Raw genomic sequence first — 13,975 nt, 5'->3', positions numbered from 1 at the left:
GCCGCATGGACCGGATCGACTGCGTCGTGATCGGCGCCGGCGTGGTGGGCCTGGCCATTGCGCGATCGCTCGCGATGGCCGGGCGCGAGGTCGTGATCCTCGAGGCCGAGCACGCCATCGGCACGCACACCAGCGCGCGCAACTCGGAGGTGATCCACGCGGGCATCTCGTACGCACCCGGCTCGCTCAAGGGCCGGCTGTGCGTGGCGGGCAAGGCCGCGCTGTACGCCTACTGCGCCGAACGCGGCATCGGCCACCAGCGCATCGGCAAGCTCATCGTGGCGGTGCAGGACTCGGAGCTGCCCGAGCTCGACAAATACATCGCGCTCGGCGCGGCCCACGGCGTGACCGACCTGCGCATTCTTAGCGCCGCCGAAGCGCGCGACCTGGAGCCCGAAGTGGCCTGCGTCGGCGCCCTGCACTCGCCTTCGACGGGCATCGTCGACAGCCATGCGCTGATGCTGTCGTACCTGGGCGACGCGGAGCGCGCGGGTGCCTCGCTCGCGCTGCAGAGCCGCGTGCGGGCCGTGAAGCCCACGGCGGACGGCCTTGTGGTCGAAGTAGATGACGCGGAAGCAACGAGCGTGCTGTGCAACACGGTGGTGAACGCAGCGGGGTTGGGTGCGCAGCAGGTGGCATCGCGGATCGACGGCATGCCGGCCGGCCTGGTGCCGCCGCTGCACTACGCGATCGGCCACTACTTCTCACTCGCGCGCAAATCGCCCTTCCGCCATCTCGTGTACCCGACCGGGCGCGAAGGCGCCTTGCGCGCCCACGTCACGCTCGACCTCGGCGGCCAGTGCAAGTTCGGGCCCGACCTGAGCTGGCGCGACGGCGTCGACTACAGCTTCGATGCCTCGCGCGAAGCCGCCTTCTACCAATCGGTGCGCCGCTACTACCCCGCCTTGCAGGACGGCGAGCTGCAGCCGGGCTACACCGGCATCCGCCCGCGCCTGGCAGGCCCGGGCTCGTCGATGCACAACACGGCGACGGATTTCGTGATCCAGACATCGCAGGAGCACGGCATCACGGGGCTGGTCAACCTGTTCGGCATCGAGTCGCCCGGGCTGACGGCGTCGCTCGCGCTGGGTGAGCACGTCGCGGGCCTCGTGGCAAAGATGCAGACGTGAAAGTCGGGCCCGCGGGCCCCGTTCTTCTCCTTGGCGGCGCCGAACCGGGATGCCTATCATCGGCAACCCTTCCCGCGCCGACCCGTACACGCCCATGAAATCCGCGAAGCACCTCCTGCATATCCTGCCCCTCCTGCTGGTATTGGCGCAGCCCCTTCACGCCCAGACCGCGACGGACATCATCCACACGGACAAGGCCGGTCGCGTGCTGACCTTCGGCGATGTCAACGGCAGCTTCAGTCGCCTCAGGAATGCAGCCCTGTTCCAAAGCAAGCCCTCCTCCAAGGCCCGCAGACTGAAGGAGCTCGGTGACGACGCCTCGCTGAAAAAGGACTACGAGACGGCGCGTCGCCACTACGAAGCCTCCGCCGAAGCCAGTCCCAAGTGGCCTTACCCGATCTACCGCTTGGCAGAGGACTACCTTGACGAAGGAAACACCGCGAAGGCCTATGAGTTCCATCGCCGTGTCGACAGCCTGTCGCCCCGGGGGTTTCTCAGGACCTTGACGATCCTGCCCACGCTCCAGCTGGAGATGCAGGGAAAGCTGCCCCGCGGCACGGCCCAGCGGTTATTCAAACTCGAATTCGAATGGGTGGGCAAAGAGAAGGCATGGAAGCAGGCCGCCGTCGAGCTGACCACCCGTTATCCAGACTTCGCGCCAGGCTGGCAGGAAATGGCCCGCGTGGAGGACGATCCCGTGAAGCGCCTCCAGTTCATCGAAAAAGGATTGAGCAAGGATCCGGATCCCGAGACCAGGGGCTGGTTCCTGGTGACCAGGGCCGAGACCCTGGCCGAGCGCGGCGACAAGGCCACGGCGCTTCGGATGCTGGGCGACGTGGCCCTGGACCCCACGTCGACTGTGGAAACGGAGATCCTCGCCAAGCACACCATCGAGACCATGCTTTCGAAGAAGTGAGCGCAGCCGGCCCAATGTGCGAGGGCGGCGTCTACACCGCGTCGCGGCCAACCTCTCATCAAAAATGCCCCTCAGACCAACGCCTGCAGGGCATATCTCGCGGACTCGACGCAGACCATTCACACAGCCTGCGAAGGCCCGTTCTTTTGGCAGCCCCCGAAGGAGCTGCAGTCGACCAATTACAGGCCAGCCTGGCGCGTGAACGACACGCTGGGCTTCTTGTATGCAGCCGGCACTTCGTCGCGGTAGAACGCGCGGCGGTCGAGGCTGGCGAGCGGGTCGTGGGCCTTGGCGACGGCTTCAGCGCGGATCGTCGAACGGTCGGCGATCGAGGTGAAGGTCTGTGCGCCGGCGGTGGCGCCGTCGCTGTACGCGTTGCCGGCACGGGCGGCAGCCACGGCTTGCGACGCGACTTCCGAACGCGAGAGCGTCGAGTTCACGGTGTGCACGCCGTCATAGGTTTCAGCGTGGGCACCGGCAGCAGCCAGGAGCGAGAGGGCAACGGCGGCGAGGGTCTTCGAGGCATTCATTTCAATCTCCTTCAGGTGGTGTGTCGATGGAATGAAGTTTGAACCTGAAGCGCCCAAAAAAACGGCAGCAAAAGGAATCGCGGCGTTCACGGGATTGAAACAATCGCGCGTCGCTCGCGCATGCGATGCGGCGGCCGGAACCCTGCCCTCCAGAGGGAACGCACGAGAAAGTTCTCGTCATCGGCATTCCTTGCATGCGTGCAACGCATGCAAGGAATGCGCACCGAACCCTCAGTGCGAGATCATCCAGGGCCGCCGCGACGGGGCCGATTTCGCGCCGTTCGGCGCGGTCTGCGTGGCACTGCGCCGCGACGATCCCGAGCAGCAACCGCAGCCCGAGGGATGCCGCAGCCGCGCATAGTCGCGCGAGCTCGAGGGCTCGTGGCGCGCACGTTCGTTGGTGGCCATCGCATGGCGCGTGTCGGCGGCCATCAGCGCCAGGCGCGGCGCGGCGGTGAACACGCGCGGCGAGGCCGTGCCGCAATCGGGGCATGCAGCGGGCTCGTCGCGCTGGCCCGAAGGCCGCAGCGATTCGAAGCCACCGCACTGCCCGCAGGCGTAGTCGTAGGTCGGCATGCGTGGGGCCTTCTCTTCTTCGTCAGCGCAGGTCGTGCGACAGCGGCATGTCGATGCTGCCGTCGATGAACTTCACCGGCCCCGAAGCGTTCGGGTTGATGTCGAAATCGAAGATGCCCGTGGGCAGCCACAGCGTGGCGCACGAGTTGGGCACGTCGACCACGCCGCTGATGTGGCCCTGCACGGGCGCCGTGCCCAGAATCGAATAGGCCTGCGCGCCCGAGTAGCCGAACTTCTTCAGGTACTCGATGGCATTGAGGCAGGCCTGGCGGTAGGCCACGTTCACGTCGAGGTAGTGCTGCTTGCCGCTCTCGTCGACCGAGATGCCTTCGAAGATCAGGTAGTCGTTGTACTGCGGCGTGATCGGGCTGGGCTTGAAGATCGGGTTCTTGATGCCGTACTTGGCCATGCCGCCCTTGATGAGCGTGACCTTCATGTGCACCCACCCGGCCATCTCGATGGCGCCGCAGAAGGTGATCTCGCCATCGCCCTGGCTGAAGTGCAGGTCGCCCACGCTGAGGCCCGCGCCATCGACATACACGGGGAAGAACACCTTCGAGCCGCGCGACAGGTCCTTGATGTCGCAGTTGCCGCCGTGCTCGCGCGGCGGCACGGTGCGGGCGCCCTCTGCGGCCGCCTTGGCGCGTGCTTCACCGCTCATCTTGCCCATGTGAGCGGTGCCGGCGAACGGCGGGTTCGCGAGGCCCGGCACGCGGTCCGGGTCGGTGGCGATGAGCTTGCCTTCGCGCTCGTTCCACATGTCGAGCATGGGCTTGTCGGGCAGGCAGCCGATGAGGCCGGGGTGGATCAGGCCTGCGAAGTTCACGCCCGGGATGTGGCGCGAACTCGTGAACATGCCCTTGAAGTCCCAGATCGATTTCTGCGCTTCGGGAAAGTGATCGGTCAGAAAGCCGCCGCCGTTCTTCTTCGAGAAGAAGCCGTTGAAGCCCCACAGGCTGTCCTGCTTGGCGCCGATGTCGAGCAGGTCGACCACGAGCAGGTCACCCGGCTCCGCCCCCTTCACGCCGACCGGGCCCGAGAGGTAGTGCACGGTGCTCAGGTCGATGTCGCGCACGTCGTCGGCACTGTCGTTGTTCTTGATGAAGCCACCGGTCCAGTCGAAGGTCTCGAGGATGAAGTCATCGCCGGGGTTGACCCAGCAGGCCATCGGAATGTCCGGGTGCCAGCGGTTGTGGATGTTCTCGTTCTCCGTGGGCGATTGGGTCAGGTCGACCTTGATCAGCGTGTCCGTCATGTGCAGTGGCTCCTGGGGTTGTGGTTAGACAGAGAGGTAGGCTTTGATGTGCTCGACATCGGTCTTGTCGCGCGCGGTCTCGTGCACGAGCCGGCCGCCTTCGATCACGAAGAGCCGGTCGGCCACGTCCATCGCGAAACTCAGCACCTGTTCGGACACGACGATGGTGATGCCGCGCAGCTTGCGGATCTCGTTGAGCGCCTTGGCGATGTCCTTGATGATCGAAGGCTGGATGCCCTCGGTGGGCTCGTCGAGCAGCAGCACCTTGGGGTCGGTGACGAGCGCGCGCGCAATGGCGAGCTGCTGTTGCTGACCGCCCGAGAGATTGCCGCCCTTGCGGCTCTTCATGTCCCACAGCACGGGGAACAGCGCGTAGATCTCTTCGGGGATGCGCCGGGTCTTCGAGTTCTCCAGACCGGTCTGGATGTTCTCTTCGACGGTCAACGTCGGGAAGATCATCCGGCCCTGCGGCACGTAGGCGATGCCCTTGGCCACGCGCCTGAAGCTCTCATCGCGCGACACGTCCTGCCCCGCCACTTCGATGCGTCCGCTCTTCAGCGGCAGGATGCCCATGAGGCTCTTGAACAGCGTGGTCTTGCCCATGCCGTTGCGGCCCATGATCGCGATGGTTTCGTTCGCATGACCTTCGAACGAAAGGCCATGCAGGGCCTCGCTCTGGCCGTAGGCGACGTGCAGGTCTTCGACCTTCAGCATGATGGTGCTCATGGTTCAGTGCCCCAGGTAGACGTCGATGACTTTCGGATCGGCCTGCACCTTCTCCATCGGCCCTTCGGCCAATATCTTTCCCTGGTGCATCACGGTGACCTTGTGCGCGATCTGCTTCACGAAGGCCATGTCGTGCTCGATGACGATCACGGCGCGGTTCTGGCAGATGCGCTTGAGCAGGTCGGCCGTGAGCTCGCGTTCGCGCGCGCTCATGCCGGCAATGGGTTCGTCGAGCATCAGCAGCTCGGGCTCCTGCATCAGCAGCATGCCGATCTCCAGCCACTGCTTCTGGCCGTGGCTCAGCAGGCCCGCTTCGGTGCGCAGCTTGTCGGCCAGGCCGATGTCTTCGGCCACGGCCTGTACCTTCGACTTCACCTCGTCGTCGCACTTGAACGCCAGCGCGCCGAACACCGACCGGCCTTTCGGAAACGACACCTCCAGGTTCTGGAACACGCTGAGGTTCTCGTAGATCGACGGCGTCTGGAACTTGCGGCCGATGCCCAGCCGCACGCGCTTGTGCTCGGCCATCTTCGTGAGCTCGGTGTTCTTGAACTTGATGCTGCCGGCGCTGGCGCGCGTCTTGCCGCAGATCAGGTCGAGCAGCGTGGTCTTGCCGGCGCCGTTGGGGCCGATGATCACGCGCAGCTCGTTCTTGTCGATGTACAGCGTCAGGTCGTCGATGGCCTTGAAACCGTCGAAGGAGACGGTGAGGTCTTCCACGGCGAGCGCGAAGTCGGTGTTGCTCATGGGGTGGGGGCTCCGGGTTCGATCAGGCGCGCTGGCGGCCGATGCCTTCGGGCAAGGCGGGCTCGGGCTGCGGCGCGGCAACAGGGGATGGGGCCGACACGGCGGCGCGCGGCGGCTTCACCGCGGCGTCGCGCAGGGCCTGGCGACGCGAGGCCCACCACGGCTTGATCGTGTCTTCCCACAGGCCCGCCAAGCCCATCGGGAAGGCCATGGTCACGCCGATGAAGAGCGCGGCCATCAAAAAGAGCCACAGGTCGGGGAAGCTCTCGGAGAACAGCGTCTTGCCCGCATTCACCAGCAGCGCGCCGTACACCGCGCCCACCAGGCTCATGCGCCCGCCGACCGCGCAGAAGATCACCATCTCGATCGACGGCACGATGCCCACGAAGCTCGGCGACATGAAGCCCACCTGCAGCGCGAACATGGCGCCGCCGATGCCCGAAAGCCCGGCCGCCAGGCAGAAGGTGAAGACCTTGAAGTTCGACACGTCGTAGCCCGAGAAGCGCACGCGGTCTTCCTTGTCGCGCATGGCCAGCAGCAGCGTGCCCAGCTTGCTGGTCTGCACCCAGCGGCACAGCAGGATACTCAGCACCAGCAGCCCCACGCAGACGTAGTAGAGGATGTACTTGGCGCTGTCGGTGCGGGTGTCCCAACCTAGCATGGTCTTCAGGTCGGTCATGCCGTTCACGCCGCCCGTGTAGCCCTGCTGGCCGATGATCAGCACGGTGCAGATCAGCGCCACCGCCTGCGTGATGATCGCGAAGTACACGCCGCCCACGCGGCGCTTGAACATCGCGAAACTCACGAGCCAGGCCAGCGCCATCGGCGCGAGCACCACCAGCGCCAGGCTCAGCGGCAGGCTCTTGAAGGGCAGCCACAGCGCGGGCAGCTCGGTGATCTGGTTCCAGTCCATGAAGTCCGGAATGCCGGGCGTCGACTGGATCTTCGTGGTGATGGGGTCGGAGGCTTCGAGCTTGAGGAACATCGCCATCGCATAGCCGCCGATGCCGAAGAACACGCCCTGCCCCAGGCTCAGCACGCCGCCGTAGCCCCACACCATGACCAGGCCCACGGCCACGAAGGCGTAGGTGAGGTACTTGCCCACGAGGTTGAGGCGGAAGATGTCGAGCGACAGCGGCAGCACCACCGCGAGCAGCAGCACCAGCAGCAGCAGGCTGCCGAGCTGGTAGCGCAGGATCGAGGCCTTGAGGAAATTCATCGGGAGGTTCTCCGGGAAGGAATCGGGTTCAGCGACGCACCTTGACTGCGAAGAGGCCTTGGGGGCGCATCATCAGAATCAAGACGATCAGCGACAGCGTCAGCACCTTGGCCATCGAGCCGGTCATGAAGAACTCCGAGATCGACTGGGTCTGCGCAATGCCGAAGGCCGAGACCACGGTGCCCAGCAGGCTGGCCGCGCCGCCGAAGGTGACGACCAGGAAGGCATCGACGATGTACAGCGAGCCCGAGGTCGGCCCGGTCGAGCCGATGGTGGTGAAGGCCGCGCCCGCCACGCCGGCAATGCCGCAGCCGATGGCAAACGTGAGGCGGTCGGTCTTCTGGGTGTCGATGCCGGTGGCGTTGGCCATGGTGCGGTTGGCCACGGTGGCGCGCACCCGCAGGCCCCAGCGGCTCTTGTGCAGCGCGATGAGCACACCGCCCGTCGCCAGCGCGGTGAGCGCCAGCACGAACATGCCGTTGATCGGAATGTCGAGACCTTCATGCGGCGTCCACGAACCCATGAGCCACTCGGGCAGCGTGGGGCTCACTTCCTTCGGGCCGATGAAGGTGCGGAAGATCTGTTGCAGGCCCAGGCTCACGCCCCAGGTGGCGAGCAGCGTGTCGAGCGGTCGCTTGTACAGGTGGCGGATCAGTGCCCATTCCACGAGCCAGCCCGCAATGAAGGCGAACACGAAGGCCAGCCCGATGGCAATCGGAAAGTAGTACGGCATGAACGAGGGCGCCATGCGCTCGGTCACCTGCGCGGCCAGGAAGATCGAGTAGGCGCCGATGGTCATGAACTCGCCATGCGCCATGTTGATCACGCCCATCTGTCCGAAGATGATCGCGAGCCCGAGGCCCATGAGCAGCAGCACCGCGAAGAGGCTCAGCCCCGCGAAGCCCTGCATCAGGCCGATGTTCATCATGTCCGACAGCGTCATGGCGACAAGTTCCGGTGTTGGGTATTGGGTGTTGGCTCCTTCCCCCTCCGGGGGAAGGTTGGGATGGGGGCTGGCGGCGTGCCCAGTGGTGACGCCGCTTGCCCCCACCCCAGCCCTCCCCCGGGAGGGGAGGGAGCAAGACAGGAATTACTGGTAGCCCTTCGGGAACGGATCGGGCTTGATCAGTTCAGCCGACTCCGCCACCACCTTGAAGCTGCCATCGAGCTGCCCCTGCCCGATGCGCGCCTTGCTCCACAGATGGTGGTTCGCATCCAGCTTCACGTAGCCTTCCGGCGCGGTCTTCAGCTCGATGCCCGGCGAACCGGCCACGACCTTGTCGATGTCGAAGCTGCCCGCCTTCTCCACCGCGGCCTTCCACAGCCAGGGGCCGAGGTAGCCCGCCTGCGTCACGTCGCCGATCACCGCGTCCTTGCCGTACTTGGCCTTGAAGGCGGCCACGAACTTCTTGTTGTTCTCGTTGTCCAGCGACTGGAAGTACTTCATCGACGAATAGAAGCCCGCGAAGTTCTCGCCGCCCACGCCGGTCATTTCGTCTTCGGTCACGGCCAGCGTCAGCAGGAACTGCTTGTCGCCCGTGATGCCCGCGGCCTTGAGCTGCTTGTAGAAGGCCACGTTCGAGCCGCCCACCACCGCCGCAAAAATGCAGTCGGGCTTAGCGACCTTGATCTTGTTGATCAGCGAGTTGAAGTTGGTGTGGCCCAGCGGGTAGTACTCCTCGCCCTTGACCGAGCCCTTCTGGAAGTTCTCGATGTGCTTGCGCGCGATCTTCATGGAGGTGCGCGGCCAGATGTAGTCGGAGCCGACCAGGAAGAAGGTCTTGGCCTTCTTCTCCTTCGCGCCCCAGTCGAGGCCCCAGATGATCTGCTGCGTGGCCTCTTGCCCCGTGTAGATCACGTTCTTGCTCTGCTCCAGGCCTTCGTAGAAGGTCGGGTAGTACAGCAGGCCGTTCTCTTTCTCGAACACGGGCAGCACGGCCTTGCGCGAGGCGCTGGTCCAGCAGCCGAACACGGCGGCGACCTTGTCGTTGACCAGCAGCTTCTTCGACTTCTCGGCGAAGGTCGGCCAGTCGGAGGCGCCGTCTTCCTTGATGACCTTGATCTTGCGGCCCAGGATGCCGCCCATCGCGTTGATCTGGTCGATGGCCAGTTGCTCGGCCTGGATGGAGCCGGTCTCCGAGATGGCCATGGTGCCGGTGGACGAATGCAGCTGGCCCACCGTGACTTCGGTGTCGGTCACCGCGAGCTTGGTGGTGTTGACCTTGGCCGTGGGGAACTGCCCCTGGCCGAAGCTCAGGCCGCTCAGGCCCATCACGGGCAGCGCGGCGGCGCCCTGCAACAGGCGACGGCGGCGCAGTGCCATGGCATCGAGAGAGGAAGGGTCGGAATCACGCGACATCAGGAACTCCAGGCAGGTTGTAAGAAGGGAGAGCCGCGCACCATCGCAGTGCATCGGACGGTGCCGCTAGCACCATGGCTGGTACTTTAGAAATCACTTGCCTCTGCGCGAATACGTCATTCAACGTAGCGGTGCGTCTCTGCCGGAGCCGCAGACTCGCGAGCCAGACAACGCAGGAGACAGCAGGGAGCGCTTCTTGCTGTACCTGCTGCATGCCACAGCCGCCGCCGCGAGAACCCGCCATGACATCCGTCTCCGGACAGAAGATCTTTCGCATCCGCCGCGACTACAACGCCTGGGTCGCGAACGAGACGCTGGAGGACTACGCGCTGCGCTACACGCCGCGCAGCTTTCGCAAGTGGTCGGAGTTCCGCGTGGCCAACGCGGCCTTCGGCGCCACCTCGTTCCTGGCGCTGGAGGCCATCGGCGGCGCCATCGCCCTGAGCTACGGTTTCTCGAACGCGCTGTGGGCAATCCTGGTGGTGGGGCTCATCACCTTCCTCACGGGCCTGCCGATCTCGTACTACGCGGCGCGGCACGGCGTGGACATGGACCTGCTCACGCGCGGCGCGGGCTTCGGCTACCTGGGCTCCACGCTCACCTCGCTGATCTACGCGAGCTTCACCTTCATCTTCTTCGCACTCGAGGCGGCCATCCTCGCGCTGGCGCTGCAGATGTACCTGGACTGGCCGCTGTGGCTGCTGTACCTGGTGTCGTCGATCGTGATCATTCCGCTGGTGGCGCGCGGCATCACGCTGATCTCGGGGCTGCAGCTGTGGACGCAGCCGATCTGGATCGTGCTGTTCGTCTGTCCCTTCATCGCGGTGATGGTGAAGAAGCCCGAGCTGTACGCCGACTTCACTGGCCTGGTGGGCCGCACCTCGGACAGCAGCGGCTTCGATCCTCTGATGTTCGGCGCGGCGGCCACGGTCGCGTTCTCGCTCGTGGTGCAGATCGGCGAGCAGGTCGACTACCTGCGCTTTCTGCCCGAGAAGACCGCCGCTAACCGCGGCCGCTGGTGGGCCGCGGTGCTCATCGCCGGGCCGGGCTGGATCGTGCCGGGCATGCTCAAGATGATGGGCGGCGCGTTCCTGGCCTTCCTCGCGCTGCAGCACGAGATTCCGGCCAACCACGCGATCGAGCCCACGCAGATGTACCTCACGGGCTTTTCGTACGTGCTGCGCGACCCGGCCTGGGTGCTCGGCATCACGGTGCTGTTCGTCGTCGTGTCGCAGATGAAGATCAACCTGACCAACGCCTATGCGGGCTCGCTGGCGTGGTCGAACTTCTTTGCGCGGCTCACGCACAGCCACCCGGGGCGCGTGGTGTGGCTGGTGTTCAACGTGGCCATCGCGATTTTGCTGATGGCGCTGGGCGTGTTCGCCGCGCTGGAGCACGTGCTGGGCTTCTACAGCAACATCGCCATCGCCTGGGTCGGCGCGCTGGTGGCCGACCTGGTCATCAACAAGCCGCTGGGTTGGAGCCCGAAGACCATCGAGTTCAAGCGCGCGCATCTGTACGACATCAACCCCGTGGGCCTGGTCGCGATGCTGGTGGCGGCGGCGCTGGCGATGCTGGCCTACTCGGGCGCGCTCGGCCAGTGGGCGCGGGCCTTCTCACCCTTCATCGCACTCGCCACGGCGATGGCCGTGTCGCCGCTTCTGGCGTGGAAGACGCGCGGGCGCTACTACCTGGCCCGCACCGACATCGACCGCTGGACGCCGGGCCAGAGCGTGAAGTGCTCGGTGTGCGACAACAGCTTCGAGTCGGAAGACATGGCCCACTGCCCGGCCTACAGCGCGCCGATCTGCTCGCTGTGCTGCACCTTGGAGTCGCGCTGCCACGACCGCTGCAAGACCGACTCGCGCGCCGCCGAGCAGATGAGCGGCTGGCTGCAGGCGCTGCTGCCGCCTGCCCTGTCGGCACGGCTCAACTTTCGCGTCGCGCACTACCTGCTGGTCGCCACCTCGCTGATCGCGCTGCTCGCCACGGTGGTGGGCGTGGTCTACGCGCAGGAGGCCATCGCGGGCACCATCGATTCGGCGATGGCGACAGCATTCCTGAAAGTGTTCGCGCTGCTCTCGGTGATCGCCGCCGTGGCCGCGTGGTGGGTGGTGCTGGGCAGCGAGAGCCGGCAGATGGCGCAGGAAGAATCGAACCGCCACAACAACCTGCTCGCGCTCGAAATCGAAGCACACCGCCGCACCGATGCCGCACTGCAGACCGCCAAGGAAGCGGCCGAGGCCGCGAACCAGGCCAAGACGCGCTACGTGGCCGGCATGACGCACGAGCTGCGCACGCCGCTCAACAGCATCCTGGGCTACTCGCAGATTCTGCTCAAGGGCGGCGACGCGGCCCTGCCGCCGCGCGAGGCGGTGCAGACCATCCACCGCAGCGGCGAGCACATGCTGGGCCTCATCGACGGCCTGCTCGACCTCGCGCGCATCGAGGCCGGGCGGCTGCAGCTGGAGCCGTCGCCGCTGGCGCTGCCGGCCTTTCTCGACCAGGTGGTGCAGATGGTGCGGCCGCAGGCCGAGGCCAAGGGCCTGGCGTTCGTCTACACGCATGCGGGCCGCCTGCCGCCGTGGGTGCATGCCGACGTGAAGTGGCTGCGGCAGATTCTCATCAACCTGCTGACCAACGCCGTGCGCTTCACCGACAGCGGCACCGTCTCGCTGCATGTGGACGCGCGGCGCGAGGTGCTGCGTTTCGACGTGGTCGACACCGGCATCGGCGTGGCGCCGCAAGACCGCCAGCGCATCTTCCTGCCCTTCGAGCGCGGCGCCGCGGGCCGCCGGCGCGGCGAGCCGGGCACGGGGCTGGGCCTGACCATCACCGGGCTGCTCACCTCGCTCATGGGCGGCGAGCTCAAGCTGGCGTCGACCTCGTCGGCGGGCAGCACCTTCAGCGTGCGCGTGTACCTGCGCGAGGTGGCTGATCCCGGCCCGCAGGCGGGCTCGCGCGAGCCGGTGTCGGGCTACCTGGGCGAGCGCCGCACGCTGCTGGTGGTGGACGACCAGCCGGTGCAGCGCCAGATGCTCGCCGGCATGCTCGCGCCGCTGGGCTTCACGGTGCGCGAGGCGGCCAGCGGCACCGAGTGCCTCGACAGCCTGCGCGAAGAGCTGCCCTCGGCCATCCTGCTCGACCTGACGATGGACGACATGGACGGCTGGCAGACCGCACGCTCGGTGCGGGCCTCGGGCTTCGCCGAGCTGCCGATCATCATCGTCTCGGCCAACATGTTCGAGAACCAGCCCGACCGGCTGCGCGCCGCGGGCTGCCAGGCCTTCGTGGGCAAGCCGGTGATCGAGTCGGAACTCATCGCCACGCTGGAACGGCACCTGGGCCTCGAATGGCTGGCGATCGGCGACGTCCCGCCCCCTGCCGACCCCAACGCGACGCCGCAGCGCCCGCCCCTGCTCGCACTCAGCGAAGACGACCGCGCCGACCTGATGCGCCTGGTGCAGATGGGCCATGTGCGCGGCCTGCACACCGCGCTCGACCGGCTGGCTGCGGCCTCGCCCGCCGCGGCCGCCACCTGCACCTGGCTGCGCGGCATGGTCACGCGCTTCGAACTCGACACGCTCCGCAACGCACTGGCAGAAGATGCAGACACCACCCTCGCCTCCTCCTGAACCCATGTCCGAACGCCCCGTTGTGCTCGTGGTCGACGACGCCCCCAGCAGCCTGGGCATGCTGTGCGACACGCTCGAGGCCAGCGGCTACACCGTGCTGGTGGCGGCCGACGGCGAGTCCGCGCTGCAGCGGCTCGAGCTGGTGGTGCCCGACGCGATATTGCTCGACGGCCTCATGCCCGGCCTCTCGGGCTTCGAGACCTGCCGGCGCATCAAGGCCAACGCGGCGCTCGCGCACATCCCGGTGCTGTTCATGACGGGCCTGTCGGAAACGGCGCACGTCGTCGAGGGCTTCGAGTGCGGCGGCGTCGACTACGTGGTGAAGCCGATCCGCGCGCAGGAAGTGCTGGCGCGCCTGCACACCCACACGCGCAACGCCCGCATCACGCGCATGGCACGCGACGCGGTCGACGTGGCCGGCATGGGCGTGGTGTTCGTCGACACGCGCGGGCGCATCGCCTGGCGCTCGCCGCAGGCCGCGCTGTGGCTGCATGCGCTCGAAGACCCGGTGGCACCGGGCCGCCTGCCCGCGTCGGTCGAGCCCGCGCTGGCGCCGGGCGCATCGATCGCCATCGGCACCGCCACGGCCCTGCGGCTGTCGGTCCGCAACCTGGGTGCGGCGGCGCTCGGCGAAACCATGCTGCTCTTCGCCATCCAGCGCGAAGGCCCGGCCACGCGCCTGGCCGACGCCGCCCTCACGCCGCGCGAGACCGAGGTGCTGTCGTGGCTCGCCAAGGGCAAGACCAACCGCGACATCGGCGAGATCCTGGGCACCAGCCCGCGCACGGTGAACAAGCACCTGGAGCACATCTTCGAGAAGCTGGGGGTCGAGACGCGGGCGGCGGCGGCGGCGCTGGCGAGCGGTATGTAACCCCTATGGGG

12 protein-coding genes are annotated in these 13,975 nt (G+C 66.7%); 4 read left to right on the top strand and 8 right to left on the bottom strand.

Annotated elements, in window-relative coordinates; all coding sequences use genetic code 11:
• Window positions 1–5 precede the first annotated feature (5 nt).
• Together IG196_RS12575 and IG196_RS12570 are read left to right on the top strand one after the other, a co-directional pair.
• Window positions 6–1,130 (top strand): NAD(P)/FAD-dependent oxidoreductase, encoded by a 1,125-nt coding sequence (locus tag IG196_RS12575; RefSeq protein ID WP_192196422.1) that lies wholly within the window; start codon window positions 6–8, stop codon window positions 1,128–1,130.
• A 94-nt stretch (window positions 1,131–1,224) separates the two neighbouring features.
• A complete protein-coding gene (locus tag IG196_RS12570) occupies window positions 1,225–2,046 on the top strand; it encodes a tetratricopeptide repeat protein (RefSeq protein ID WP_192196421.1) in 822 nt (273 codons plus the stop codon).
• 179 nt (window positions 2,047–2,225) lie between these two features.
• Here the strand turns inward: IG196_RS12570 and IG196_RS12565 are convergent, their stop codons facing one another.
• The 8 genes from IG196_RS12565 to urtA form a co-directional block, all read right to left on the bottom strand.
• Window positions 2,226–2,576 (bottom strand): alpha/beta hydrolase, encoded by a 351-nt coding sequence (locus IG196_RS12565; RefSeq protein WP_192196420.1) that lies wholly within the window; start codon window positions 2,574–2,576, stop codon window positions 2,226–2,228.
• Window positions 2,577–2,807: 231 nt separating this feature from the next.
• A complete protein-coding gene (locus IG196_RS12560) occupies window positions 2,808–3,152 on the bottom strand; it encodes a zinc ribbon domain-containing protein (RefSeq protein WP_062478321.1) in 345 nt (114 codons plus the stop codon).
• A 22-nt stretch (window positions 3,153–3,174) separates the two neighbouring features.
• Complete coding sequence (gene fmdA, locus IG196_RS12555) at window positions 3,175–4,407, bottom strand: formamidase (protein WP_192196419.1); 1,233 nt, start codon at window positions 4,405–4,407, stop codon at window positions 3,175–3,177.
• Window positions 4,408–4,431: 24 nt separating this feature from the next.
• The gene (gene urtE / locus IG196_RS12550; RefSeq protein ID WP_099797509.1) at window positions 4,432–5,121 is read right to left on the bottom strand and encodes an urea ABC transporter ATP-binding subunit UrtE; all 690 of its coding nucleotides are present in this window, start codon (window positions 5,119–5,121) and stop codon (window positions 4,432–4,434) included.
• Window positions 5,122–5,136: 15 nt separating this feature from the next.
• Window positions 5,137–5,880, bottom strand: a complete 744-nt coding sequence (gene urtD / locus IG196_RS12545) for an urea ABC transporter ATP-binding protein UrtD (RefSeq protein WP_153284611.1) — start codon at window positions 5,878–5,880, stop codon at window positions 5,137–5,139.
• 22 nt (window positions 5,881–5,902) lie between these two features.
• Window positions 5,903–7,099, bottom strand: coding sequence for an urea ABC transporter permease subunit UrtC (gene urtC / locus IG196_RS12540; RefSeq protein ID WP_192196418.1), 1,197 nt, complete (start codon window positions 7,097–7,099; stop codon window positions 5,903–5,905).
• Between the two features lie 28 nt (window positions 7,100–7,127).
• Window positions 7,128–8,042, bottom strand: a complete 915-nt coding sequence (urtB, locus tag IG196_RS12535; RefSeq protein ID WP_101492823.1) for an urea ABC transporter permease subunit UrtB — start codon at window positions 8,040–8,042, stop codon at window positions 7,128–7,130.
• Window positions 8,043–8,189: 147 nt separating this feature from the next.
• Window positions 8,190–9,458 carry an urea ABC transporter substrate-binding protein gene (gene urtA, locus IG196_RS12530; protein ID WP_056582156.1) on the bottom strand — a complete coding sequence of 423 codons (1,269 nt, stop codon included), beginning with the start codon at window positions 9,456–9,458 and terminating at the stop codon, window positions 8,190–8,192.
• A gap of 242 nt (window positions 9,459–9,700) precedes the next feature.
• Here urtA and IG196_RS12525 point away from each other — a divergent pair, with 242 nt between their 5' ends.
• Together IG196_RS12525 and IG196_RS12520 are read left to right on the top strand one after the other, a co-directional pair.
• Complete coding sequence (locus IG196_RS12525) at window positions 9,701–13,093, top strand: ATP-binding protein (RefSeq protein WP_192196417.1); 3,393 nt, start codon at window positions 9,701–9,703, stop codon at window positions 13,091–13,093.
• The gene (locus tag IG196_RS12520) at window positions 13,065–13,964 is read left to right on the top strand and encodes a response regulator transcription factor (protein ID WP_192196416.1); all 900 of its coding nucleotides are present in this window, start codon (window positions 13,065–13,067) and stop codon (window positions 13,962–13,964) included. The genes IG196_RS12525 and IG196_RS12520 overlap by 29 nt, the downstream gene beginning before the upstream one ends.
• Window positions 13,965–13,975: the final 11 nt, after the last annotated feature.

The organism is Variovorax sp. 38R, assembly GCF_014843395.1.
Lineage (GTDB): Bacteria > Pseudomonadota > Gammaproteobacteria > Burkholderiales > Burkholderiaceae_C > Variovorax > Variovorax paradoxus_H.
The sequence above is the reverse complement of the archived record's forward strand: the minus strand, read 5'-3'. Positions and strand labels throughout refer to the sequence as shown.